Genomic DNA, 23,007 nt, shown 5'->3' on the forward strand with positions numbered 1-23,007 from the left:
GTCGGGAGCGGCCGCTCAGCCGGCGGTGACCGCCTGCTCGAGCCGGGTCAGCATCGCGTCGTGGATGCGGACCAGGCCCTTGGGGGCGAAGGTGCGCTCGAAGAACCCGCCGATGCCGGTGGCACCGGTCCACGTGGTGCGGGCCCGCACCGTGCTCGCTCCGGCGTCGGCGGCGGTGACGGTCCAGGTGGTCACCATGCTGGAGTTGGTGTCGGTCTCCACGAGGGCCCCGGCCGGCGTCTCGGTGACGACGACGTCCTGCTCGCGCACCCGCTTGGACGTCGCCTGCAGCCGCCAGTGCACCCTCGTGCCGGCGCCCTGCCCGCCGGCGTCCACGCGGTACTCGCTGTACTGCTCGGGGAGCACCTGCGGCCGGGTGACGGCGTAGTCGGCGAGCGCGGCACGGACGACGTCCGCCGGTGCGCGCAGAACTCGTTCGGTGGTGGCGACGACCTGACCCATGCCACCCATCCTGCCCGCCGTCGGACCGGTCACGCCTGCCCCTCCTCGGTGTTGAGGTAGGAGCAGCGGAACCGGGCGCCGGCCATGGCCTCGGTGAAGCGCGCCTCCCACAACGGGTCGTCCGACGGGAAGGTGTCGAACACCCGCTCCTCGAGCACCTCCGGGTGCCCGTCGAGCCCGGGGCAGCTGCGGCGCAGCAGCACCCGGGTCACCCCGCCGACCTCGTCGTGCCCGGCGCTCCAGCGGGCGGCCTGGACCGCCCGCTCCCGCCACACCCGTTCACGTGCCGGCAGCGGCCGGCCGGCCGCGGGCCGCAGCGTCGGCGGCCCCGAGACGACCCAGACGATGATCCCGGCCAGCAGCAGGAGCAGCAGCACCGCCGTCAGGACGCCGACCATGCCCAGCACGGTAACCCCGCCAGGTGTGATCGGTGGGGGCCTCGGGTCAGACCTCGAGGGGGGTGGCGGTCAGCGTGTGCGCGCCGCAGGTGCAGCCGTTGCGGGCCGACAGGACCATGGAGACCGCGTGCGCCCGGTCGCGGGCGCCGAGCTTGCGCAGGATCGCCTTGACGTGGGACTTCACGGTGTCCTCGGAGATGAAGAGGTTCTCGCCGATCTTCCGGTTCGACTGGCCCTGGATCAGCTCGTCGAGCACGTCGGACTCGCGGCGGGTCAGCGGCACCTCGGGGGTCAGCTCGCGGCCCACCGGCGCGGCCCCGCCCTCGACCCGGCGGATCTGCGGGTCGACGACGGTGCGCCCGGCGCGGGCGGCGAGGATCGCCCAGCCCAGCAGCGTCGCGGAGGTGTTCATCAGCAGGTAGCCGCGGATGCCGGCGGCCAGCGCCTCGTTGACCACGGCGGCGTCCTCCGAAGTCGCGACCGCCACGATGGCCGTGCGCGGGAAGCGGCGGCGCACGTCGCGGACGGCGTTCAGCGTGGCGCTGCGGCCGGAGCCCAGCTCCACCACCACGGCGTCCGGGCGGGCCGACTCGGCCAGCTGGACCGCGCGCCGGGTCTCCCCGGGAGCACCGACGGCCTGCATGCCTGCGGTCTCGTCGATCATGCCGACGAGGCCGCGACGCAGGACCGGGGCGTCCGCGAGGACGAGGACTCGGGTGACGCCGGTGCTGGAGATGGACACGCTGGTTGCTCCGCTCACGTTCGGTGACGACCTGACCTGCATTCCATCGACCGGGTGAACCGAGTCCTTGAGCAGCAGTTTCCCGGGATTCCCACCGGCCTCCCCCGGGCTCCGCTGCGTGACGTCCGGGACCCGGTGGTCCGGCGCAGGCGGCGACCGCACCGGCGGGTGTGCGAGCAGTCACCGACACCGTGGTTGCAGATACCCCAGGGGGTATCCATACTCGAGTCGTGGACATCCCCCAGGGCGAGCTCGCCGACGTCGTCAAGCGCCTCAAGCGCATCGAGGGCCAGATCGGCGGCATCGTGAAGATGATCGAGGACGGCCGGGACTGCTCGGCCGTGGTCACCCAGTTGGCCGCGGCGTCGAAGGCGCTGAGCAAGGCCGGGTTCGCCGTCGTCTCCACCGGGATGCGCCACTGCTCTACCAACGAGGACGGCGAGACCCGCGAGGTCGACCTGCGCGAACTCGAACGCCTCTTCCTCTCCTTGGCCTGACCCCGACGCTCGGAGCACACCGTGAACCCGCAGATCCCCCAGCTCACCCCCGCCCAGGCCGCCGACCGCACAGAGGCCGTCCTGCTCGACGTCCGCGAGGCCGCCGAGCTCGCCGAGGGCCGCATCGCCGGCAGCACCCACATCCCCCTGGGTCAGCTGCCCGCCCGCGCCGTCGAGCTAGACCGCAACCGGCCGGTCATCACCGTCTGCCGCAGTGGCGGGCGCAGCTCGCAGGCCGCTCAGTTCCTGCCGCCCAGGGCTACGACGTGGCCGACCTCGCCGGCGGGATGACCGCCTGGACCGCCGAGGGCCGCCCGACCGCCTGAGCGACTTCCATTTCCCTACGGGGTACCCCTGCCCCGTACCGTATAAAGGAGCCTTCGTGCAGATCGACATCATCGAGACCACCGGCCTCGGCGACCGCAGCTACCTGATCAGCGCCGACGGCGTCGGCGTGGTCATCGACCCGCAGCGCGACATCGACCGGGTGCTCGCGCTCGCCGAGAAGCGCGGCGTCCGCGTCGCGCTCGTGGCCGAGAGCCACGTCCACAACGACTACCTGACCGGTGGGCTCGAGCTGGCCCGCACGGTGGGCGCCGAGTACGCCGTCCCCGCCGGGGACACCGTCCGGTACGAGCGGGTGCCGGCCGCCGACGGCGACGTGCTCGAGGCCGGCCCGATGCGGTTGCGGGTGCTGCACACCCCCGGGCACACCCACCACCACGTCAGCTATGTGCTCGCCGACGCCGACGGCACGGTGCAGGCGGTGTTCACCGGCGGGTCCATGCTCTACGGCGCCACCGGTCGCACCGACCTGGTCGGCCCCGAGCACACCGACGAGCTCACCCACGCCCAGTACCACTCGGTGCGCCGGCTGGTCGCCGAGCTGCCGGCCGGCACCCCGGTGTTCCCGAGCCACGGGTTCGGCTCGTTCTGCGCGGCGACGCCGACCAGCGGCGACTCGTCCACCGTCGGCGAGCAGGCGCGGGTGAACCCGGCCCTGACCCAGGACGAGCAGACCTTCGTCGACCAGCTGATCGCCGGCCTCACCGCGATCCCGGCCTGGTACGCGCACATGGGCCCGGCCAACGCCGCCGGCCCGGCGCCGGTGGACCTGTCGATGCCGCGCCTGGTCGACCCCGAGGAGCTGGCCGGCCGGCTGGCCGCCGGTGAGTGGGTGATCGACCTGCGCAGCCGCACCGCGTTCGCCGCCGGCCACCTGCCCGGCGCGCTCAACTTCGAGCTGGCCATCGCCAACTTCGTCACCTACGTCGGCTGGCTGGTCCCGTGGGGCGCGCCGCTCACCCTGATCGGCGAGACCGAGGAGCAGGTGGCCGATGCCCGCCGCGAGCTGGTCCGCATCGGCATCGACCGGCTCGCCGGCGCCGCCGTCGGCAGCCCGGAGGCACTCGCCGCCGGCCGGGAGCTCGACGCCTACCCGGTCAGCGACTTCACCGGCCTCGCCGCGGCGATGGCCGCCGACCCCGACCTGGTGGTGCTCGACGCCCGCCGCGACGACGAGCGCTCCGGAGGCGGGGTGTGCGGCTCGCTGCACGTCCCGATCCACGACCTCCCCGGCCGCCTCGACGAGGTCCCCGCCGGCGACGTGTGGGTCTACTGCGGCTCGGGCTACCGCGCCTCCATCGCCGCCTCGATGCTCGCCCGAGCCGGCCGCCGCCCGGTGCTGGTCGACGGCGGCTACGGCGACCCGGACACCGGCGCGGCCGCCGCCGGCCTGCACGCCCGGCCCGCCGCCGGCTGACCGGCCCACCCAGACCCGGTGGCCACCGGGAGACCACGTCCCCGGTGGCCGCCGGCTCCCCCCTGCCCGCAACCCCGCACCGCCGATCCCGAGGACGACGTCCCCCGTGAACTCCCGCACCACCGCCCTGATCACCCCGGCCGAGCTGACCGGCCGGCTTCCCGGCGACGCCGCACCCACCGTGGTCGACGTGCGCACCCCGGCCGAGTACGAGACCGCGCACATCCCCGGCTCGATCAACATCCCGCTGCCGCTGGTGACCGAGCACGCCACCGCGCTGGCCGCCGAGCTCGACGGCCCGGTGGTGCTGGTCTGCCAGGCCGGCACCCGCGCCCGGACCGCCCACACCGCACTGGCCGCGGCCGGCGCCGAGCAGCTGTCGGTGCTGGACGGCGGCGTCACCGCCCACACCGCCACCGGACAGCAGGTGCGCCGCGGCCGGGCCCGCTGGGCAGTGGAACGCCAGGTCCGCCTCGTCGCCGGCGGCCTGGTCGCGGCCAGCATCCTGACCAGCCTCCGCTTCCCCAGGGCCCGCTTCCTCGCCGGAGGCGTCGGCGCCGGGCTGGTCACCGCCGCGGTCACCGACACCTGCGCGATGAGCGCGGCGCTGTCCCGGCTGCCCTACAGCCGCGGCGGCCGCGCGGTGTCCCTGCGCGACGCGGTGCACGCGCTCCGGACGGCCGGCAGCACCGCGTCATGACTCTCGCGATCGTCCTCGGTCTGGTCATCGGGGCGCTGGTCGGCCTGCTCGGTGGCGGCGGGTCGATCCTCGCCGTCCCCGCGCTGGTCTACGCCGCCGGGCAGGACCTGCCGCAGGCGGTCGCGACGTCGCTGCTCGTCGTCGGCATCACCGCGGTGGTGGCGCTGCTCCCGCGGCTCGGCAAGGGTCAGATCGCCTGGCGGATCGCGGTGCTGTTCGGCGCGGCCGGCATCGCCACCGCGTTCGCCGGCGCCGCGGTCAACCGGCTGCTCCCACCCGAGGTCGTCCTCGGCCTGTTCGCCGTCCTGATGATCGGCGCCGGGGTGCGGATGCTGTCGGGGAGACCCAGCACCGGCGCCGCCTGCGCCGCCGACGGCGGCCGCGTCAACTGGCGCCGCTGCCTGCCGCGCACCCTGGCCGGCGGGCTCGTCGTCGGTTTCCTCACCGGCTTGCTGGGCGTCGGCGGCGGCTTCCTGATCATCCCGGTGCTGGTCGTCGTCCTGGGCCTGTCGATGGAGGTCGCGATCGGCACCTCCCTGCTGGTCGTCGCGGTCAACTCCGCCGCCGGGTTCGCCGCACACGCCGGCGAGGCGCCCCTGGACGTGCCGGTCACCGTCGGGTTCACCGCGGCCGCCGTGGTCACCGCGCTGGCCGCCGGCCGGCTCGCCACCCGGCTGGACACCGCACGACTGCGCCGCTGGTTCGCCTACCTGGTGCTCGTCGTCGCCGGCGGCATCCTCGTCCAGGTCACCGCCGCCCTGCTCGGGTGACCGCCCGCGCTCGTCGCTCCGCATGCCGGCCGCGCACGGGCTGCAGCACACGGCGGCCGCCGTCGTGACCAGCGGATGCCTGAGTGCCCCCGGCAGGATTCGAACCTGCGACACACGGCTCAGGAAACCGATGGAGGACTCGCCATCAGCATGCAGCCTGCGCCATCGACCTGCTCTGATGGCCGTGACTGGCAAGAGACTGCACGGTTGGGCGCTGCTTACTGACACGAACGTGACACGGCCCGGACACTTCGTCCGTCGCCACGAGGCCTCGGGATGCAAGGCCATGTCGGGCGGGGGTCGATGAACGTCCGTGCGTCTCGTACAACCGGATAGTGCTTCGTTCAACCGGATAGTGCTTCGTTGAAACCAATCGCCATTCTCCGACGGGCTGAACCGACCACGTCGCTGCCGAGCAGCACGTTCATGGCGAACACCCAGCCGCGGTTCTGGGCGACGATCAGCACGAGCAGCAGCGGGACGGCGAACTGCCACCGCACCAGCAGCACAGGCAGCGGCGGCCCGACGCCATCACCACTGCTGCCAGGGGATTCACAGGTGTCATGCATCCGCATCCACAGTCGGGGCCGCCAGTCTTCCTCGGCGCGCCCTGGAAGAGGGCCTGAACAGAAGGATGACGATGCTGCTGAGGTACGCCCGACGTGAACTGACTCGGCGTCGACGCCAGACGATCATCGTGGCCGCGGGACTCGCCCTCGCAGTGGCGCTGGTGCTGGTGGTCAACTCCGCGTCCACCGGGGTGCGCGACGCACAATCTGGGGTGCTGGAGTCGATCTACGGTGTCGGCACGGACGTCACCGTGACGCAGGCCGCGGAACCGGGGCAGGGCGGCCGTCAAGGGTTCCAGTTCGGCGCCGAGGACGGCGCCGACGGGGGCGACACCACACGCATCGAGCAGCAGAACCTCCGGGTCGCGGCGGGCACGGCGGCGATGGACGCGACCGTACTCGGCACGATCGAGGACCTCGGCGGCGTGGACGCCGCGGTGGCGACCCTCTCCCTGACGAGCACGTCCCTCACGGGAGAGCTCCCCGACGAGAGCGCGCAACCCGCCGAGCCGCCGGCCGGCGGCCCGCCGGGCGCCGGGGGATTCCGTGGCGGCAACTTCGGGGTCAGCACGTTCTCCATCGAAGGGGTGGAGCCCGGTGCCGCCGCGCTCGGGCCGCTGTCGTCCGCCGAGGTGGCCGACGGGCGAGGATTCGCCACCGACGACCGGGGGCAGGCCGTGGCACTCGTCTCGCAGGCCTACGCCGACAGCGAGGCGCTCGCGGTCGGTGACGCGCTGACGATCTCGGGAACCGAGGTGGAGATCGTCGGGGTGCTGACGTCGGACAGTTTCGCCGGCACGCTCTCCGATGTCTACCTGCCGCTCGACATGGCCCAGGGATTGGCTGGTCTCGACGACCAGGTGACCGACGTCTACGTGCAGGTCGCGTCCGCAGACACCGTGGACCAGGTCGCCGAGGACATCTCTGCGGAGCTGCCCGACGCGACGGTCTCCACGCAGTCGGATCTGGCGTCGAACGTCTCGGGTTCGCTGTCGTCCGCTTCTTCTCTGGTCAGCAGGTTGGGCACCTGGCTGTCCGTGGCGGGGCTGGTCCTGGCCTTCGCCCTGGCCGCCCTGTTCACCATCTCTGGAGTCACCCGGCGTACCCGCGACTTCGGCACCTTGAAAGCGATCGGCTGGAGCAACGGCCGCATCGTGCGCCAGGTGGGCACCGAATCGCTGATGCAGGGCGTTCTCGGCGGCGTCGCCGGTCTGGCCATCGGCCTGCTGTCGATCATGGCCATCAACGCGGCCGGCATCACGCTCTCCGGCCAGACAGGAAGCTCCACTCTGCCTGCGGCCGCCGACGGTGCCGCGGCCGCCGGGCAGATGCCGATGGGACCGGGCGGCGCTGGCCCCTTCGGCGGCGGAGGTGGTCGCAACCCGATCGCCGACCAGACGAGCAGCGTCGACGTCGTCCTGAACGCGCCCGTGAACGTGACCATCGTCCTGCTCGGCATCGCGCTGGCCCTCGTCGGAGGTCTCGTGGCCGGCGTCCTCGGGGGCTGGCGGGCTGCCCGACTGCGTCCGGCCGCAGCCCTTCGCAGCATCGACTGACCTGACCTCACCAGACCCGATCGGAGACCGACGATGTACGTGCTCACAGACGTCAGCAAGACCTACCCTTCGGAGAAGAAGACCATCACCGCCCTCGACAAGGTGAGCCTCACCATCCCCGCGGGGCAGATGGTCGCCGTCGAAGGCCCCACCGGGGGCGGGAAATCCACGCTCCTCCAGATGCTCGGTGCCGTCGACCGGCCCACGTCCGGCTCGGTGCGCCTGGGCGATGAGGACCTGTCCGACGCTTCCGAGCGGCGCCTCACCGAACTGCGCGCCCGCGAGATCGGGATCGTCTTCCAGTCGTTCAACCTGATCTCGACGTTGAACGCCCAGGAGAACGTCGAGACGGCGTTGGTCCCGCTCGGTGTCTCCTCGCCGGAGCGGCGGCAGCGCGCCGCCGCGGCCCTGGCCGAAGTAGGACTCGCGGACCGGCTCCACCACCTGCCGCCGCAGATGTCCGGTGGGCAGCAGCAGCGCGTGGCCATCGCCCGGGCGATCGTGAAGCAACCGCGCGTCCTGCTCGCCGACGAGCCGACCGGGAACCTGGACGAACCCACTCGCGACGAGATCATCGCGATCCTCGAACAACTCTGTCGGCAGCAGCAGCTGACGCTGGTGGTCGTGACACACGATTCCGCCGTCGCGGCGCGAGCCGAGCGCCGGCTGCGGATCGTGCGTGGCAAGTTGCAGGAGCGTTCGGTCGTGTAGCGGCCTACCGATCATGGCTCCAGGCTGACCCTCAACGGCCTGGACTACCTGGTCATTTTGACCTTTGCCCACGAAGTTCCGAGCGCCTGTCTGAGACTCGACGTCGTGTCTCGAACAGCCACCAATCGAGCACGGGTGGCCCTCAGCGCGGCGGTGGAAGAGGTCGTCGGTCCCAACCCATACTGGTCCTCTAGGGCGCGCTACGCCCACGGCCTAATGTGCAGTGCGATGCACAGACCGCGACGACCGAGTGTCGATAGACGGCCAACGTGACACGCAACATGCCACGACCACTTGCGGCCAGGTCCGACGAAGACGCTTGCCAGACGTGTGACCTGCGGTCTTGCTAGTGCCCCCGGCAGGATTCGAACCTGCGACACACGGTTTAGGAAACCGATGCTCTATCCCCTGAGCTACGGGGGCCGTGGCGCGCGGTTCACGCGCGCCGGACCTTCGCCGAGAGGCTAACGGGTGGCCCGGCGGAACCCTCGCTGCACCCGACTCGTGGGTACGGAAGAGAGACGGCGCGGTTCCAGGGGGTTACCGTGCTGGGGCACACACCGAGCTCCGGCAACGGCGCCGGAGGCCAGGGAAGGTGGACGACAACGATGGAGACCACGGTGATCGACGTCCCCGAGCGGGGACGCTTCGAGGTACGGCAGGGCGAGCGGGTCGTCGGACTCGCCAGCTACCACGTCGAGAACGGGCAGATGACCCTCCCGCACACCGAGGTCGATCCCTCCGTCGGTGGGCAGGGCATCGGGACGACGCTGGTCGCCGAGGTGCTCTCCGCCGCCCGGGAGCGCGGCCTGACCGTGCTGCCGTACTGCTCGTTCATCCGCCACTACATCCAGCAGCACCCCGAGCTGGTCGACCTGGTGGCCGTCGACGACCGCCCGCACTTCGGGCTGGCGACCGCCGACCACTGAGCGCACCGCGCGGCGGCCACCTAGGCTGCGCGGATGCCCGAGGGCCACACCCTCTTCCGCCTGGCGCGGGAGCAGCAGCTGCTGTTCGCCGGCCGCCCGGTGCACGTCACGAGCCCGCAGGGCCGCTTCGACGCGGGCGCCGGCCTGCTCGACGGCCGGGTGCTGGACGAGGTCTTCTCCTACGGCAAGCACCTGTTCGCCCGCTTCGGTGGCGACAGCCTGCACGTGCACCTGGGTCTCTACGGCACCTTCACCACGGGCGCCGGCATGCCGCCCCCGGCGAAGGGGGCGCTGCGCATGCGCTGGGAGGCCGACGGGCCCGACGGCGCCGGGGTGTGGACCGACCTGCGCGGCCCCACCGCGTGCGAGGTGCTGGCGGCACCCGAGGTGGACCGCATCCTCGACCGGCTGGGCCCCGACCCGCTGCGCCCCCGCGCCGACGGATCGGTCGCCCACCGGCGGATCGCCGGCAGCCGCACCGCGATCGGCGCCCTGCTCATGGACCAGTCGGTGCTGGCCGGCGTCGGGAACGTGTACCGGGCCGAGGTGCTCTTCCGGCACCGGGTCTCGCCGTTCCGCCCCGGCAAGCAGATCGACGCCGGCCTGTGGGCGTCGATGTGGCAGGACCTGGTCACGCTGCTGCGGGCCGGCGTCCGGATGGGCCGGATCGTCACCACCCGGCCCGAGGACCGCTCCCGCCGCAGCGGCGCGGTCCGGCGGGAGGACGCGCACTACGTCTACCGGCGCACCGGCCTGCCGTGCCGGCTGTGCGGCACCGAGATCCGCACGCAGGTCATGGCCGGGCGCAACCTCTACTGGTGCCCGGTCTGCCAGGCTGTCTGACCTGCGGCGACGCCTCGGCGCCTCCTCCCGCGTGTACCGTCGGGAAGAGTGGGACGACGGTCACGATGGGCGATCACGCTGACCGCGGTCGCCGGCCTGGTCGGCGTCCCGGCGGCGGCCTCGGCCGCGCCCACGTCCCCCACGTCGCCGACCGCGACCGCCGAGCGGGAGGACCCGGTCAGTACCGTCGGCTACGACGTCTCCCACCCGCAGTGCGGGACCGACCTGCCCGACGACGCCGCGTTCGCCGTCGTCGGGGTCAACGGCGGCCTGTCCACGCGCACCAACCCCTGCCTCGCCGAGCAGCTGGGGTGGGCGGCCGGCTCGTCGGGCGCCGTGCCCGGTCAGCCGCCGTTGCAGCTGTACCTCAACACCGCCAACCCCGGTCAGGTGCGCGACCTGGTCACCACCTGGCCGTCCGACGGCGACACGCCCTACGGCGACTGCGACGGCGCCAACTCGACGGCCTGCAGCTGGCAGTACGGCTGGGAGCGGGCGCGCGCCAGCGTCCAGTCGTTCTTCCGCCCCGCCGCCCGCGCGGTGCAGCTGGACAGCCGTCCCGAGCACTACACCTGGTGGCTGGACGTCGAGACCATGAACACCTGGCAGTACGGGTCCGACGAGGCGCAGGCCCGCAACCGGGCGACGCTCGAGGGCATGACCGCGTACCTCACCGGCAGGGACGGCCGGGTGGGCCTGTACTCGACCGACTACCAGTGGGGCCGGATCGTCGGCGACGTGCCGGCGGGCAGCAACCTGACCGGCCTCGACAGCTGGCTGGCCGGCGCCGCCGACCGCGCGGACGCGCGCGAGGCCTGCGACGACGACGCGCTGGTGCCCCGCGGCAGCGTGGTGATGGTCCAGTACATCGAGGACGACCTCGACCACGACCACGCCTGCCGCCGGGCCACGGCCGACGGCTAGAGCGCGCCCTTGTCCGCGTCCCCGGCCGGGACGGCGGTGAGGCGCTTCACGTCGAGCGGGGCGGCCAGCTTGCCGGCCAGCGCCGCCCCCAGGGTCGTGAGGGCCTCGGCCTTGCCGTGCGTGCGCAGCGCCTCGGGGCTCTCCCACTTCTCCACCATCACGAAGACCCCGTCGGCCTCGTGCAGGGCGTAGAGCTCGCAGCCGGGCTCCCCGTGCACTGCGGGCACGGCGGCGAGGATCGCCTCCCGGACGGCGTCCACCGCGTCGGGCTTCGGGGTGATGGTGGCGACGACGACGACGGACACGGGGCCTCCTGGAGCAGCGGGAACGGAAATGACCCGGGCGGTTGCTCTGGTGGAGCGGCCCCGGCCGGGTCAGGATGCCAGTCGTGGTCGACGACGGTGCTCCCCCTCCCCCGACCACCGGCCATCCGTTGCGGGTGGCCATCGTGGGCGCCGGCCCCGCCGGCATCTACGCCGCCGACGCGCTGACCCGGCAGACCGAGGTCCCCGTCGCCGTCGACCTGGTCGACCGGCTGCCCACGCCGTTCGGGCTGGTCCGCCACGGCATCGCCCCCGACCACCCGAAGATGCGAGCCATCCGCGACACCCTGCACCGCAGCCTCGACCACCCGCTGGTCCGGTTCGTCGGCAACGTGGAGGTGGGCACCGACCTGTCGCTGGCCGAGCTCCGCGCGCACGTCGACGCCGTCGTCTACACCTACGGCGCCGCGCTCGACCGGCACCTGGGCATCGACGGCGAGGAGCTGACCGGCAGCCTGCCCGCCACCGACGTCGTGGCCTGGTACACCGGGCACCCCGACGCCGACCGTTCCACCGTGGAGGCGGCGCTGGCCGGCGTCCGGTCGGCGGTGGTGATCGGCGTGGGCAACGTCGCGCTCGACGTCGGGCGGATCCTCGCCCGCACCGCCGAGGAGCTCGAGCCCACCGACATGCCCCAGCACGTCATCGACGTCCTGGCCGCCGCGCCGGTGGAGGAGGTCACCGTGCTCGGCCGCCGCGGCCCGGCACAGGCCACCTTCACCACCCAGGAGCTGCGCGAGCTCGGCGAGCTGGCCGCGGCCACGGTGCTGGTCGACCCGGGCGACCTCGAGCTCGACCCGGACGCCGAGGCGCGCGCGGCCACCGACCGGAACGCCACCCGCAACCTCGCGGTACTGCGCGACTGGTCGCAGCACGTGCCCGAGCCCGGCCGCACCCGGCTGCGGCTGCGCTTCTACTCGCGGCCGGTGCGGCTGCTGGGCACCGACCGGGTGACCGGCGTCGAGGTGGAGCGCACCGCCGTCGACGGCGACGGCCGGGCGGTCGGCACCGGCGAGTTCGAGGTGCTCCCGGCCGACCTGGTGGTGCGGTCGGTCGGCTACCTCGGGACGCCGCTGCCCGGGCTGCCGGTCGATCCGCGCACGGGCACCGTGCCGCACGACGGCACCGGCCGGGTGCTGCGCGACGGCCGGCCCTCGGCCGGTGAGTACGTCGCCGGCTGGATCAAGCGCGGGCCCAGCGGCGTGGTGGGCACCAACAAGCACGACGCGCGGGAGACCGTCGCCGGGCTCCTGGCCGACGCCGCGGACGGGACGCTGCGGGTGCGCGGGCCGGTCGACGACCTGGTGCACACCCTGCAGGCGCGCGGTGCCGAACCCGTGCTGCTGGAGGACTGGCGGGCGATCGACGCCGCCGAGCAGGCCCTGGGCGCGACCCGCGGCCGGGCGCGCACGACGCTGCACGAGCGGGAGGCGCTCATGGCCGCCATCCGGGCCGCCACCGCCCGCTGACCGGCCGCCGCGCCTCCCCCAGGGCGGCGATCAGCTCCCGGGCCGCCGCGTCGTCCGCGGCGGCCGCGAACCGGATCCGCCCCTCGGTGTCCGGGGCCAGCGACAGCGGCCGGCCGTCGCCGGTGAGCGCCACCCCGCCCGCGGCGCGCAGTACCGCCAGGCCGCCGGCCACGTCGTGCACGTGAGTGCCGCCCCGGTCGAGGTCGTGCCAGGCCGCGGCCGAGCCGTCGGCCACCAGGCACAGGTCGACGGCGGTGCAGCCGGTGATCCGCACCCGCCGCGCCGTCGCGGGCACGCCGACCGCCCCGCCGCCCGGGCCGCTGGGCACCACCACGGTGCTGCCCGGCCGCGGGGAGATCGGCACCCCGTCGCGCTCGGCGCCCACCCCCACCACCCCGGTCCACCGCCGCCCCGAGGCCAGGTCGGCCACCAGGCCGGCGACCGGCACGCCGTCGCGCACCAGCCCCGCCGAGAACGCCCACGGCGCCAGCCCCGCGGAGAAGTTGCCGGTGCCGTCCAGCGGGTCCAGCACGATCCACGGCTCGCCGGGGGCGACCGGGCGGTCCCGCCGCTCCTCGCTGAGCACGGTGATCCCCAGCGGGGCCAGCACCTCCACCGCGGCGGCGTGCGCGGCCTCGTCGGCGGCGAGCGACGGGCTGCCGTCGTCCTTGATGCGCTCCTCGCCGCTGTCGCGGGCGAGCGCCACCGCGATCTCCACCCGGGTCGCGGCCAGCGCGGCGAGGTGCCGGAACCGGTCGGCCACGGCCGCGTCGGGCCCGGGCCCCGGAACGGCGATCCAGCGGTCGGTGCTGCCGTGCCGGGCCCGCTCGCAGCCCCAGCCGGCGGCCAGGGCGCGCACCGCCGGGTGGTCCAGCGGCACGCCGGTGCGCCGGAGGACCACCGCCTCGGCGTAGCCGTCGGGATGCCACTGGCGCCGCACCAGCGCCGCCTGGCCGCCGCCGAGCAGCACCCGCAGCCGGGGGTCGTGCACGGCCGGCGCCAGCCCGGCGGGCGGCATCCCGAGGGTCAGCGCCGCGGCCCGCACGTCGGCGCCGCTGACCGCCACCCGGAGGTCGCCGTCCGACTCGGGCCGCCGGCGCAGGAACCAGTGCTCAGCCACTGTTGCGCAGCGCGGTCGCGATCCCGTTGATCGTGAGCTGGATGTTGCGGCTGGTGAGCTCGTCGTCCTCGCCGCTGCGCCGGCGCCGCAGCATCTCCACCTGCAGGTGGTGCAGCGGCTCGAGGTAGGGGAACCGGTTGCGGATCGAGCGGGCGAGCGCCGGGTTGTCGGCCAGCAGGTCGTCGTCGCCGGTGATGGCCAGTGCCATCCGGCAGGTGCGCTCGTGCTCCTCGGTGATCCGGTCGAACACCCGGGCGCGCAGCTCCTCGTCGGGCACCAGCTCCGCGTAGCGGGCGGCCAGCCCCAGGTCGGTCTTGGCCAGCACCATGCCCATGTTCGACAGCACCGTGCGGAAGAACGGCCACCGGCGGTGCAGCTCGCGCAGCCGCTCCAGCCGCTCGTCGGAACCACCCACCCACGACTCCAGCGCCGATCCGGTGCCGTACCAGCCGGGCAGCATGATCCGGGTCTGCGACCAGCTGAACACCCAGGGGATCGCCCGCAGGTCGGCGATGGAGTCGCCGGCCTTGCGGGACGGCGGCCGGCTGCCGATGTTCAGCTCGGCCAGCTCCCCGATCGGGGTGGCCGCCCGGAACCACGCCACGAACCCGGGTGTCTCGTGCACCAGCTCCCGGTAGGCCTGCCGCGCGCGGGCGGCGAGGTCGTCGAGCACGGCGTAGGCCTCGTCGGCGTCGTCGCCGAGCCCCTCGACGTCGAGCAGGGTGGACTCCAGGGTGGCGGCGACCAGCGCCTCCAGGTTGCGGCGGGCGAGGTCGGGGTCGGCGTACTTCGCGGCGATCACCTCGCCCTGCTCGGTGAGCCGCAGCGCGCCGGCCACCGCCCCCGGGGGCTGCGCCCGGATCGCCTCGTAGCTGGGCCCGCCGCCGCGGCCGACGGTGCCGCCGCGCCCGTGGAACAGCCGCAGCCGGATGCCCTCGCGCCGGGCGACCTCCACCAGGTCCAGCTCGGCCCGGTACAGCGCCCAGTTGGCGGCGAGGTAGCCGCCGTCCTTGTTGCTGTCGGAGTAGCCGAGCATGACCTCCTGCGCGTCGCCCCGGGCGGCGACCAGCGACCGGTAGAGCGGCTGGTCCAGGACCGCGCCGAGCGTGGTCGCCGCGGCCTGCAGGTCGTCGATCGTCTCGAACAGCGGCGAGATGCCCACCGGGCAGGTGGGGCCGTCGACGCCGGCCGGGTCGAGCAGGCCGACCTCCTTGAGCAGGACGGCGACCTCGAGCACGTCGCTCACCGACTCGCACATGCTGATCACGTAGTTCGGGATGGTCCGCGGCCCGAGCAGCGCCACCTGGTCGGCGGCGGCGAGCAGGACGTCGAGCTCCTTGCGGGTCTCCTCGGACAGCTCGGCGCCCGGGCGCACCAGCGGCCGGCGCAGCGTCAGCTCCCCGGCCAGCAGCTCCACCCGGGCCGCCTCGTCGAGCGAGGCGTAGTCCGGGCAGACCCCGGCCCAGGCCAGCAGCTCGGCGACGACCTGCTCGTGGACGGCGGAGTTCTGCCGGAGGTCCAGCCCGCAGAGGTGGAAGCCGAAGACCTCGACCGCCTCCCGCAGCCGGAGCAGCCGGTCGTCGGCGAGGGGGCCGGCGCCGTGGCTGCGCAGCGAGGCGTCGACGACGTCGAGGTCGGCGCGCAGCTCGTCGGGGCTGTCGTAGGGCGGGAGCACCCCGGCGGCCTCGTCGCCGGGCACGGAGCCCAGCACGCGGGCCGCGGTGGCCGCCAGGCGTGCGGAGATCCCGGTGAGCGCCCGCCGGTAGGGCTCGTCGGCGCGGAACGGGGAGTCGTCGCGCGAGGCCTCGGCCAGCGAGTACAGCTGGGGGGTGGGGGTGACCAGTCGGTCCGACATGGACAGCTCGCTGCGCAGCTCCGCCAGCTCGGCCAGGTGGTGGCCGAGCGCGGTCTCCGCCTGCCGGGTGGTGGCCCGCCGCAACGCCTCGGCGGTGACGAAGGGGTTGCCGTCGCGGTCACCGCCGATCCACGACCCGGGCAGCAGCATCGGCCGGCGCAGCACCCCCGCGCCGGGCCAGCGCTGCTCCACCGCCTGCCGCAGCTCGGCGTTGATCGCCGGCACGACGTCGAACAGCGACAGCTCGTAGTAGCGCAGCGCCTCGTCGATCTCGTCCTGCAGCCGCAGCCGGGACAGCCGCAGCAGCGCCGTCTGCCAGAGGGTGAGCACCGAGCGCCACAGCTGCGCGGACCAGGCGGCGTCGCCGTCTCCGTCGCCGGCCCGGTCGCGTTCCCGGATCAGCTGGGTGACCTGGCGCTGCACCTGGAACACGGTCTTGCGGCGGACCTCGGTGGGGTGCGCGGTGACCACCGGGCAGACCAGGGCGCCGGCGAGCTCGCGGGCCACCGTGTCGACCGGGATGTCCGCCTCGTCCAGCAGCGCGAACGACGCCGCCAGGCTGCCCTGCTGCGGCGGCGAGCCGGCCCGCCGGTGGTGCCGGCGCCGCCGCTCGTGGTGGATGTCCTCGGCGAGGTTGGCCAGCAGCGAGAAGTGGCTGAACGCGCGGATCACGTGGTTGGCCGAGCGCACGTCGAGGCCGGCGAGCCGGCGGGCGAGCTCGGCCCGGTCGACCTCCGAGCGGCGGATGCGGAACGCCTCGACCCGGGTGGACTCGACCAGCTCGAGCACGTCGGGCCCGGCCTGCTCGCCGATCACCTCGCCGAGGACGCGCCCCAGCAGGCGGATGTCGGCGCGCAGCGGCTCCTCGTCGGCGCGGTCGCCGGGACCGCTGGCCCCGTGGTGGCGGAGATCGGCGACGTCGACAGTGGCTTCGGACACATGCCGAGTATCGCCGGACCGTGTGACGGGCTCATGTCGGCGGCCGGCCGGAGCGCCGCCCCGGTGTCAGTCGAGCTCGAGCTCCCGCAGGCACTGGGCGGCCAGCTGGTCCCCCGCGGCCGCGCCGAGCCGGAACTGCTCGACGGCGCCCTCGAGATCGCCCCGGTCGGCCAGCAGCACCGCCAGGTTCTGGTGGCAGTACGGGTCGCCGGCGGCGATGCCGCTGCGGTAGGCCTCCTCCGCGGCCTCCTCGTCGCCCAGCTCCTCGCGGTAGAGGTTGCCCAGCGGCAGCCAGGCCACCTGCTCGCCCAGCTTGGCGCCGCGCTCGAGCACCGAGCGGGCCTCGGCCGAGCGGCCGGTCTCGCGCAGCAGGTGCGCGAGGTCCGCCCGGGCGGCCGGGAAGTGGTGCTGACCGGCCCGCAGGTCGTCCTCCAGGGCCGGGTCGAGCGTGGCGCACCAGCGCCAGCAGGCGACGACGGCCGCCGCCTCCTCGTCACCGGCGGCGGCGAACTCCTCCGCCACCGCCATCGCCTGCTCGCGCTCCCCCTGCTCGCGGAGCAGGAACGCCAGCTGCAAGCCACCCTCCAGGTCGCCGGCGGCCGCGGCGCCCCGGTAGGCGCGCATGGCGCCGGCCAGGTCACCGAGGTCCTCCAGCACCAGGCCGAGGTTGCGCCACGCGTCGGCCTCGCCGGCGCGCAGGGCGATCTCGTACACGTCCACCGCCTCCGCCCAGCGGTGCTGCGCGGCGAGCGAGTTGCCGAGGTTGAACGCGGCCACGGAGTCGCCGAGGTCGAAGGCGCGCCGGAAGCAGCGCTCGGCGTCCTCCTGCCGGCCGGCGTCGGCCAGGTCGCAGCCGAGGTCGATCAGCGCGTCGGCGTCGTCGGAGGCGAGCAGCCGCCGCAGCCGCACGTCCAGGTCCTCGGTCATGACGCCGATGATCGCGGCGCCCGGGCCGCTCCCGCGCCCCCCTGCCCGGGAACCTCACCCCAAGGGATCGGCCCGGGGGGCCGCCGTCACCCGATCAGCTGCCGCCCCGGGCCGGGCGGTCAGCTCCCGAACGCCTCGCGCCAGGCCGGCAGGAGGTCGCGCTGGGCCCACTCCAGGTACGGCTGCTGCTGGTCCCCGCCGATCTGCACGAGGGCCAGGTGGGTGAAACCGGCGTCGGCGTACTCCTTCGCGCCGGCGATCACCGCCTCGACGTCGTCCCCGCACGGGATGCTGCCCTCGACGTCCTCCTCGCGGACGAACTGGCTGGCGGCGTCGAAGGCCGTGGGCCCGGGGAGCTCGGAATTGACCTTCCAGCCCAGGCCGAACCAGCGGAACAGGCTGTGCGCCCGGGTCACGGCGGCGGCCTTGTCGGCGCCGAAGCTGATCGGCATCTGCGCGATCCGCGGCTTGCCCGTGCCGCCCGCGGCGTCGAACGCCTCCACCAGCTCCGGCTTCGGCTCGGTGGCGATCAGGGCGTCGGCGAGCTCTCCCGCGATCGTGGACGCCTGCTTCCCCCCGGACGCGACGCCGATCGGCACCCGCTTCTCGGGCAGGTCCCAGAGCTTCGCCGACTCGACGTCGAAGTGCTCGCCGCGGAAGTTCGTGTAGCCGTCGCCGGCGAACAGGTCCCGGATGATGTGGATCGCCTCGCCGAGCATCTCCTGGCGGACGTCGGCCGGCGGCCAGCCGGCACCGACGACGTGCTCGTTGAGGTTCTCCCCCGCGCCCAGGCCCAGCGTGAAGCGTCCCTCGGACAGGATCTGCAGCGTCGCCGCCTGCTGCGCCACGACCGCCGGGTGGTACCGGAAGCTCGGGCAGGTCACGTACGTCATCAGCGGGATGCGGCTCGTCGCCTGCGCCGCCGCACCCAGGGTCACCCAGGCGTTCGGCGAGTGGCCCATCTCGTCCAGCCACGGGAAGTAGTGGTCGCTGCTGACGGCGAAGTCGAAGCCGACCTCCTCGGCGCCCACCACGTGGCGGACCAGGTCCCGGGGCCCGGCCTGCTCGGTCATCATCGTGTACCCCAGCTGCATCGCCATGCCGCGCGGCTACCCGGACCGGCCGGACCCCAACCGATCAGGCGCGCTCGGCGCGCAGCGCCTCCCGGACCTTGACCTTCCCGCTGGTGCGCAGCAGCGCGCCGGCGTAGATCCGCCCGCCCAGCCGCACGATCAGCGTGATCGCGACCAGCATCAGCAGCACGGCCAGCTCGACCTCCCAGAGGGCGACCTCGCCGGCGGCCTGCCGCACCGGCATGACCAGCGGCGAGAGCCCCGGCACGTACGACGTCACCCGCGCCAGGCCGCCGGAGGGGTCGGCGGCGGCCTGGATGCCGACGAAGAACGCGACGATCAGCACCATGGACGTCGGCATGATCACCGTGGCCAGGTCCTCCTGGCGGCTCACCAGCGAGGCCGCCACCGCGAACACCGCGGCGTAGAAGGCGTAGCCGACCAGGAACCAGGCGATCACCGTGAGGACGGTGCCGATCAGCTCGCCGGGCACCTCCACGACGTCGAAGACGAGCGCTCCCCCGACGCCGACGACGCCGATGAGCACCATCTGGCCGAGCGCCAGCACCCCGAGGCCGAGGATCTTGCCGGCGAGCAGCTGCCAGGGGCGCATCGTGGCCAGCAGCAGCTCGACGACCCGGCTGGCCTTCTCCTCCACCACACCCTGGGCGATGAACTGGCCGAACAGGATGAGCAGGCTGTAGAGCAGGACCACGCCGATGATCGCGGTGATGATCCGCTGGTCGTCGGCCGCGGCGTCCGGGTCCAACGGGGTGACCGCGACCTCGGGCACGTCCAGCTGGGTCACCCCGGCGTCGGCGAGCTGCTGGGCGAGCGCGAGCTGCCCGACCGCGCCCTGCACGATCGCCTCGAGGGTGCCACCGGCGGACTCGCGCACCACCAGCTCGGGGTCGGCGCCGCCCAGGAGGGCGCCGTCGACGTCCTCGACCTCGACCGCCGTGCGGGCGGCGTCCTCGTCGGCGAGCTCCACCACGGCGACGTCGACGTCCAGCGCCTCGCCCTGGGCCTCCAGGGCGGCGGTCACGGAGGCGTCGCCGCCGACGACGCCGATCCGGCTCTCCTCGCCGCCGGAGCTGATGACCACCTGGAACGCCATCGCGCCGAGGATCACGACCAGGATCACGATCGAGCTGATGATGAAGCTCTTGTCCCGGAGGCGGGTGGAGAGCTCGCGCGCGGCGACCAGCCTGACCTTGGCGGCGCTGGTGAGGGTGCGGGGCGCGGTCATGCGGCCACCTCCTGCGGCTGGGCGACGGCCTCGCGGAACAGCTCGACGAGCGAGGGCTCCCGCCGGGCGAAGTGGGTGACCGGCCCGGTGCGCAGGGCGGCGGCGAGGACCGCCTGGTCGTCGCCCCCGGCCCCGAGGTCGAGGAGCGTGTCCCCGGCGGACTCTGAGACGACGCGCACGCCGGGCAGCGCGGCGGCCCAGCCCCGCGGGGCCGCGGGGACGACGACCCGCAGCAGCCGGCCCGCCTCCCGGGCGCGCAGCTCGGCGACGGTGCCCGAGGCGACCATCCGGCCCCGGGCGAGGATGCCGACCGAGTCGCACAGCCGTTCGACCAGGTCGAGCTGGTGGCTGGAGAAGACGACGGGGACCCCGGTGCGGACCTGCTCGAGGAGCGCCTCGGCCAGGGAGTCGACGCCCACCGGATCCAGGCCGGAGAACGGCTCGTCGAGGATGAGCACCTCGGGCCGGCTGACCAGCGCCGCGGCGAGCTGCACGCGCTGCTGGTTGCCCAGCGACAGCTTCTCCACGGGGTCACCGCGGCGCTCCCCGAGGCCCAGCCGCTCGACCCACTCCCCCGCCGCCCTCGCCGCCGCGGCGGCGTCCAGGCCGTGCAGCCGGGCGAAGTAGGTGACCTGCTCGCCGACCTTCATCTTCGGGTAGAGGCCGCGCTCCTCCGGCATGTAGCCGATCCGGCTGCGGGTGACCTGGTCCAGCGCCCGGCCCTGCCAGCGCACCTCGCCGGCGTCCGGTCGGACCAGCCCCATGGCGATCCGCATCGTCGTCGTCTTCCCGGCGCCGTTGGCGCCGCAGAAACCGAACATGGAGCCCGGTCGGACGGCGAAGCCCACGCCGTCGAGGACCTTGATGTCGCCGAAGCTCTTGCGGAGCCCGTCGAACTCGAGCACATGTCCTCCCGCTGTCGAGCACTGCCACCGGAACCGTAGCGGTGCTCACGATCTCGGCGGAGCCGGACGCCGTCGGAACCGCAGGTGAACGCTCGGTGGCGGGCCCGCCTCGCGGCCGGTGCCGGGGTGCGGTGTCATCGGGGCATGAGCGAGCGCGACGGCGGAGCGCAGCCGCCTTCCGGTGCCGGCCTCGACCAGCTCCGCGGGGCGGCCGCGGGCTGCCGGGCCTGCGAGCTGTGGCAGGACACCACCCAGACGGTCTTCGGCGAGGGACCCGAGACGGCCCGCGTGGTGTTCGTCGGGGAGCAGCCCGGCGACCAGGAGGACCGCCGGGGCGAGCCGTTCGTCGGCCCGGCCGGGCGGCTGCTGGACAAGGCGCTGACCGACGCCGGCATCGACCGGCGGGACAGCTACGTCACCAACGCGGTCAAGCACTTCTCGCACACCGTGAAGGGCAAGCGACGCATCCACCAGACGCCCCGACCCGAGCACCTGCGGGCCTGCCGGCCGTGGCTGGAGGCGGAGTTCGCCGTGCTCCAGCCGGAGGTGGTCGTCGCCCTGGGCGCGACGGCGGCCAAGGCGCTGATCTCCCCGTCGTTCCGCATCACCCGCGAGCACGGGCAGCTGCTGCCCTGGACGCCGCCGGGTGCCCCGGCGCCGACGGAGGACGACGACGAGGACGCCCCGCACCAGACCTGGATCCTCGCCACCACCCACCCCTCGGCGATCCTCCGCACCCCCGCCGAGGCCCGGGACGCCGCCTACGCCGCGCTCGTCGCCGACCTCGCGGTGGTGAGCCGCACCCTCGCCTGAACCGTGTCGGTTTCATTACCGACGAGTGGGACCGGTCAGGATCGGATACGGAGGCAGGCGTCCGGCCGGTCTCGCCACTCTCGGGGGCGGGCGAGCCCGGCCGGACCCGCCGCCGGCTCAGGCAGCGGGGCGCGAGTCCGGGTCGACGGTGGACCGCGAGGCGCGGAAGAGCCAGAACGAGGGCACGAGCAGCGCGACGGCGACCATCGCGAGCACCACCACCACCCCACCGGACACCATGGCGAAGGTGACGCCGGCGGCGCTGGCCAGCCCGCCGGCGCGCAGGTCGCCCAGCCGGGGCCCGCCGGTGACCACGACGATGAAGACCCCCTGCATCCGCCCCCGCATCTCGTCGGGCGCGGCCAGCTGGAGCATCGCCGAGCGCAGCACCGCGCTGACCATGTCCCCCGCTCCCGCGACAGCCAGGCACAGCACCGCCAGCCACAGCGTCGGGGCGTAGCCGAAGCCGATGATCGCGACGCCCCACACCGCGATCGAGACGATCACCACCGCGCCCTGCCGGTCGACCCTCGACACCCAGCCCGAGGTCAGGCCCATCGCCAGCGCACCGATGGAGATGCCGGCGAACAGCCAGCCCAGCGCGTTGGGCGAGCCCTCGAACCGGGTCTCGGAGAGCTCCGGGAACACGGCCTGCGGCCAGGCGAAGAGCATCGCGATGATGTCGACGACGAACGTCATGAGCAGCACCGGCTGGGTGCGCAGGAACGCGAAGCCCTCCCCGACCCCCTGCACCGTCGCCCGCAGCCGGATCGGACCGGCCCCCCGTCCCGGTGGCAGCGGCGGCAGCCCCCGCAGGAGCAGCACGGCCACGAGGAAGCCGACGGCGTCGATGGCGTAGGCGGTGAACAGGGAGCCGAGCCCGATCAGGAGGCCGGCGACCAGCGGGCCGACGATGACGCCGATCTGCCGGACAGTCATCGCCAGCGCGTTCGCCGCCGGCACTCCCGCCGGGCCGACGAGCGCCGGGATGACGGCGTAGCGCGCCGGGGAGTTGACCGCCGTGAAGCCGGAGACGGCGGCGGTGAGCACCCACAGCAGGAGGAGGTTCCCGCCGCCGGGCAGCAGCGCCTGCACCGCCAGCAGCGCGCTGGTGACCGCCGCACCGACCGAGGTGATCACGAGGAGCCGCCGGCGGTCCATCGCATCGGCGATCGCCCCGCCGAGCAGACCGAAGACGATCAGGGGGACCAGCGCGACCATCGAGGTGACGCCGACCATGAAGGAGGACCCGGTGAGCGCGTAGACCTGGAACGGAACGGCGACCAGGGTCATCTGCTGGCCGATCGTGGTGGTGGCGATGCCCCAGAACAGCCGCCGGTAGCCGGGGTCGCGCAACGGCGTGGTGTCGATCGTCCAGCCCCGCCGGCGCACCCGCTCGGGAACCGGCTCCTCGACCGGCGCACCGCTCTCCGCTGGGTCGACCGGCTGGCTCACGACAGCACCTGCGCGC

24 protein-coding genes and 1 tRNA gene are annotated in these 23,007 nt (G+C 74.1%); 12 read left to right on the forward strand and 13 right to left on the reverse strand.

All coding sequences use genetic code 11. The features are described 5' to 3' along the window. Window positions 1-15 precede the first annotated feature (15 nt). From ACI790_RS15860 to ACI790_RS15870, 3 genes are read right to left on the reverse strand one after another with little or no spacing between them, the layout of a single operon-like run. Window positions 16-495, reverse strand: coding sequence for an SRPBCC family protein (locus tag ACI790_RS15860; RefSeq protein ID WP_456570747.1), 480 nt, complete (start codon window positions 493-495; stop codon window positions 16-18). Beyond that, window positions 492-860 carry a hypothetical protein gene (locus ACI790_RS15865; protein WP_456570748.1) on the reverse strand — a complete coding sequence of 123 codons (369 nt, stop codon included), beginning with the start codon at window positions 858-860 and terminating at the stop codon, window positions 492-494. The genes ACI790_RS15860 and ACI790_RS15865 overlap by 4 nt, the downstream gene beginning before the upstream one ends. A 46-nt stretch (window positions 861-906) precedes the next feature. Then, window positions 907-1,602: a LuxR C-terminal-related transcriptional regulator gene (locus ACI790_RS15870; protein WP_456570749.1), complete on the reverse strand. Its 696-nt coding sequence runs from the start codon at window positions 1,600-1,602 to the stop codon at window positions 907-909. A 230-nt stretch (window positions 1,603-1,832) separates the two neighbouring features. On the opposite strand from ACI790_RS15870, the gene ACI790_RS15875 reads away from it, so the two are divergent. The 5 genes from ACI790_RS15875 (at window position 1,833) to ACI790_RS15895 (ending at window position 5,331) form a co-directional block, all read left to right on the forward strand. Continuing rightward, entirely contained in the window at window positions 1,833-2,099 is a 267-nt protein-coding gene (locus ACI790_RS15875; protein ID WP_456570750.1) for a metal-sensitive transcriptional regulator, read from the forward strand. Window positions 2,100-2,120: 21 nt separating this feature from the next. After that, window positions 2,121-2,390: a rhodanese-like domain-containing protein gene (locus ACI790_RS15880; protein WP_456570751.1), complete on the forward strand. Its 270-nt coding sequence runs from the start codon at window positions 2,121-2,123 to the stop codon at window positions 2,388-2,390. Window positions 2,391-2,481: 91 nt separating this feature from the next. Further along, the gene (locus ACI790_RS15885; RefSeq protein WP_456570752.1) at window positions 2,482-3,861 is read left to right on the forward strand and encodes an MBL fold metallo-hydrolase; all 1,380 of its coding nucleotides are present in this window, start codon (window positions 2,482-2,484) and stop codon (window positions 3,859-3,861) included. Between the two features lie 106 nt (window positions 3,862-3,967). Further along, the gene (locus ACI790_RS15890) at window positions 3,968-4,561 is read left to right on the forward strand and encodes a rhodanese-like domain-containing protein (RefSeq protein ID WP_456570753.1); all 594 of its coding nucleotides are present in this window, start codon (window positions 3,968-3,970) and stop codon (window positions 4,559-4,561) included. Beyond that, on the forward strand, window positions 4,558-5,331 hold the full coding sequence (locus tag ACI790_RS15895; protein WP_456570754.1) for a sulfite exporter TauE/SafE family protein: 774 nt from the start codon (window positions 4,558-4,560) through the stop codon (window positions 5,329-5,331). The genes ACI790_RS15890 and ACI790_RS15895 overlap by 4 nt, the downstream gene beginning before the upstream one ends. Before the next feature lie 344 nt (window positions 5,332-5,675). On the opposite strand, the gene ACI790_RS15900 is transcribed toward ACI790_RS15895, so the two are convergent. Continuing rightward, window positions 5,676-5,906 (reverse strand): hypothetical protein, encoded by a 231-nt coding sequence (locus ACI790_RS15900; protein WP_456570755.1) that lies wholly within the window; start codon window positions 5,904-5,906, stop codon window positions 5,676-5,678. Between the two features lie 59 nt (window positions 5,907-5,965). Here ACI790_RS15900 and ACI790_RS15905 point away from each other — a divergent pair, with 59 nt between their 5' ends. Both ACI790_RS15905 and ACI790_RS15910 read left to right on the forward strand, forming a co-directional pair. Next, window positions 5,966-7,456 carry an ABC transporter permease gene (locus ACI790_RS15905; protein WP_456570756.1) on the forward strand — a complete coding sequence of 497 codons (1,491 nt, stop codon included), beginning with the start codon at window positions 5,966-5,968 and terminating at the stop codon, window positions 7,454-7,456. A gap of 39 nt (window positions 7,457-7,495) precedes the next feature. Then, on the forward strand, window positions 7,496-8,167 hold the full coding sequence (locus ACI790_RS15910; RefSeq protein ID WP_456570757.1) for an ABC transporter ATP-binding protein: 672 nt from the start codon (window positions 7,496-7,498) through the stop codon (window positions 8,165-8,167). A gap of 350 nt (window positions 8,168-8,517) precedes the next feature. Here ACI790_RS15910 and ACI790_RS15915 read toward each other — a convergent pair. Then, window positions 8,518-8,590, reverse strand: a tRNA-Arg gene (locus ACI790_RS15915). 185 nt (window positions 8,591-8,775) lie between these two features. Between ACI790_RS15915 and ACI790_RS15920 the strand changes: the two genes are divergently transcribed. Genes ACI790_RS15920 through ACI790_RS15930 form a run of 3 tightly spaced genes read left to right on the forward strand, consistent with a single transcriptional unit; the run spans window position 8,776 to window position 10,863 of the window. Continuing rightward, window positions 8,776-9,096: a GNAT family N-acetyltransferase gene (locus tag ACI790_RS15920; RefSeq protein ID WP_456570758.1), complete on the forward strand. Its 321-nt coding sequence runs from the start codon at window positions 8,776-8,778 to the stop codon at window positions 9,094-9,096. 33 nt (window positions 9,097-9,129) lie between these two features. Beyond that, the gene (locus ACI790_RS15925) at window positions 9,130-9,939 is read left to right on the forward strand and encodes an Fpg/Nei family DNA glycosylase (protein WP_456570759.1); all 810 of its coding nucleotides are present in this window, start codon (window positions 9,130-9,132) and stop codon (window positions 9,937-9,939) included. Window positions 9,940-9,987: 48 nt separating this feature from the next. Further along, window positions 9,988-10,863: a hypothetical protein gene (locus ACI790_RS15930; RefSeq protein ID WP_456570760.1), complete on the forward strand. Its 876-nt coding sequence runs from the start codon at window positions 9,988-9,990 to the stop codon at window positions 10,861-10,863. Here ACI790_RS15930 and ACI790_RS15935 read toward each other — a convergent pair. Beyond that, the gene (locus ACI790_RS15935) at window positions 10,860-11,168 is read right to left on the reverse strand and encodes a putative quinol monooxygenase (protein ID WP_456570761.1); all 309 of its coding nucleotides are present in this window, start codon (window positions 11,166-11,168) and stop codon (window positions 10,860-10,862) included. The genes ACI790_RS15930 and ACI790_RS15935 overlap by 4 nt on opposite strands. 74 nt (window positions 11,169-11,242) lie before the next feature. Between ACI790_RS15935 and ACI790_RS15940 the strand changes: the two genes are divergently transcribed. Next, on the forward strand, window positions 11,243-12,655 hold the full coding sequence (locus ACI790_RS15940) for an NADP oxidoreductase (RefSeq protein ID WP_456570762.1): 1,413 nt from the start codon (window positions 11,243-11,245) through the stop codon (window positions 12,653-12,655). Here the strand turns inward: ACI790_RS15940 and ACI790_RS15945 are convergent. The 6 genes from ACI790_RS15945 to ACI790_RS15970 form a co-directional block, all read right to left on the reverse strand. Then, window positions 12,621-13,775, reverse strand: coding sequence for an inositol monophosphatase family protein (locus ACI790_RS15945; protein ID WP_456570763.1), 1,155 nt, complete (start codon window positions 13,773-13,775; stop codon window positions 12,621-12,623). The two genes, ACI790_RS15940 and ACI790_RS15945, sit on opposite strands and share 35 nt — an antisense overlap. Beyond that, window positions 13,768-16,569: a phosphoenolpyruvate carboxylase gene (gene ppc / locus ACI790_RS15950; RefSeq protein ID WP_456570764.1), complete on the reverse strand. Its 2,802-nt coding sequence runs from the start codon at window positions 16,567-16,569 to the stop codon at window positions 13,768-13,770. The genes ACI790_RS15945 and ppc overlap by 8 nt, the downstream gene beginning before the upstream one ends. 66 nt (window positions 16,570-16,635) lie before the next feature. Continuing rightward, window positions 16,636-17,496, reverse strand: coding sequence for a tetratricopeptide repeat protein (locus tag ACI790_RS15955; RefSeq protein WP_456570765.1), 861 nt, complete (start codon window positions 17,494-17,496; stop codon window positions 16,636-16,638). A 119-nt stretch (window positions 17,497-17,615) separates the two neighbouring features. Then, window positions 17,616-18,596, reverse strand: coding sequence for a TIGR03557 family F420-dependent LLM class oxidoreductase (locus ACI790_RS15960; protein WP_456570766.1), 981 nt, complete (start codon window positions 18,594-18,596; stop codon window positions 17,616-17,618). Window positions 18,597-18,633: 37 nt separating this feature from the next. Further along, window positions 18,634-19,818, reverse strand: a complete 1,185-nt coding sequence (locus ACI790_RS15965; RefSeq protein WP_456570767.1) for an ABC transporter permease — start codon at window positions 19,816-19,818, stop codon at window positions 18,634-18,636. Further along, window positions 19,815-20,723 carry an ABC transporter ATP-binding protein gene (locus ACI790_RS15970; RefSeq protein ID WP_456570768.1) on the reverse strand — a complete coding sequence of 303 codons (909 nt, stop codon included), beginning with the start codon at window positions 20,721-20,723 and terminating at the stop codon, window positions 19,815-19,817. The genes ACI790_RS15965 and ACI790_RS15970 overlap by 4 nt, the downstream gene beginning before the upstream one ends. 144 nt (window positions 20,724-20,867) lie before the next feature. On the opposite strand from ACI790_RS15970, the gene ACI790_RS15975 reads away from it, so the two are divergent. Beyond that, on the forward strand, window positions 20,868-21,536 hold the full coding sequence (locus ACI790_RS15975) for a UdgX family uracil-DNA binding protein (RefSeq protein WP_456570769.1): 669 nt from the start codon (window positions 20,868-20,870) through the stop codon (window positions 21,534-21,536). Between the two features lie 117 nt (window positions 21,537-21,653). On the opposite strand, the gene ACI790_RS15980 is transcribed toward ACI790_RS15975, so the two are convergent. Continuing rightward, window positions 21,654-22,991 (reverse strand): MFS transporter, encoded by a 1,338-nt coding sequence (locus ACI790_RS15980; RefSeq protein WP_456570770.1) that lies wholly within the window; start codon window positions 22,989-22,991, stop codon window positions 21,654-21,656. Window positions 22,992-23,007: the final 16 nt, after the last annotated feature.

The sequence above is a fragment of the Blastococcus sp. SYSU DS0539 genome (assembly GCF_054050855.1).

Bases quoted from the DNA above. Each gene is read 5' to 3' on its own strand.
- ACI790_RS15940 (WP_456570762.1), top strand. From the start codon at position 11,243: ATGCCAGTCGTGGTCGACGACGGTGCTCCCCCTCCCCCGACCACCGGC.
- ACI790_RS15905 (WP_456570756.1), top strand. From the start codon at position 5,966: ATGACGATGCTGCTGAGGTACGCCCGACGTGAACTGACTCGGCGTCGA.
- ACI790_RS15965 (WP_456570767.1), bottom strand. From the start codon at position 19,818: ATGACCGCGCCCCGCACCCTCACCAGCGCCGCCAAGGTCAGGCTGGTC.
- ACI790_RS15975 (WP_456570769.1), top strand. From the start codon at position 20,868: ATGAGCGAGCGCGACGGCGGAGCGCAGCCGCCTTCCGGTGCCGGCCTC.
- ACI790_RS15865 (WP_456570748.1), bottom strand. From the start codon at position 860: ATGGTCGGCGTCCTGACGGCGGTGCTGCTGCTCCTGCTGCTGGCCGGG.
- ACI790_RS15895 (WP_456570754.1), top strand. From the start codon at position 4,558: ATGACTCTCGCGATCGTCCTCGGTCTGGTCATCGGGGCGCTGGTCGGC.
- ACI790_RS15900 (WP_456570755.1), bottom strand. From the start codon at position 5,906: ATGCGGATGCATGACACCTGTGAATCCCCTGGCAGCAGTGGTGATGGC.
- ACI790_RS15925 (WP_456570759.1), top strand. From the start codon at position 9,130: ATGCCCGAGGGCCACACCCTCTTCCGCCTGGCGCGGGAGCAGCAGCTG.
- ACI790_RS15960 (WP_456570766.1), bottom strand. From the start codon at position 18,596: ATGGCGATGCAGCTGGGGTACACGATGATGACCGAGCAGGCCGGGCCC.
- ACI790_RS15955 (WP_456570765.1), bottom strand. From the start codon at position 17,496: ATGACCGAGGACCTGGACGTGCGGCTGCGGCGGCTGCTCGCCTCCGAC.
- ACI790_RS15920 (WP_456570758.1), top strand. From the start codon at position 8,776: ATGGAGACCACGGTGATCGACGTCCCCGAGCGGGGACGCTTCGAGGTA.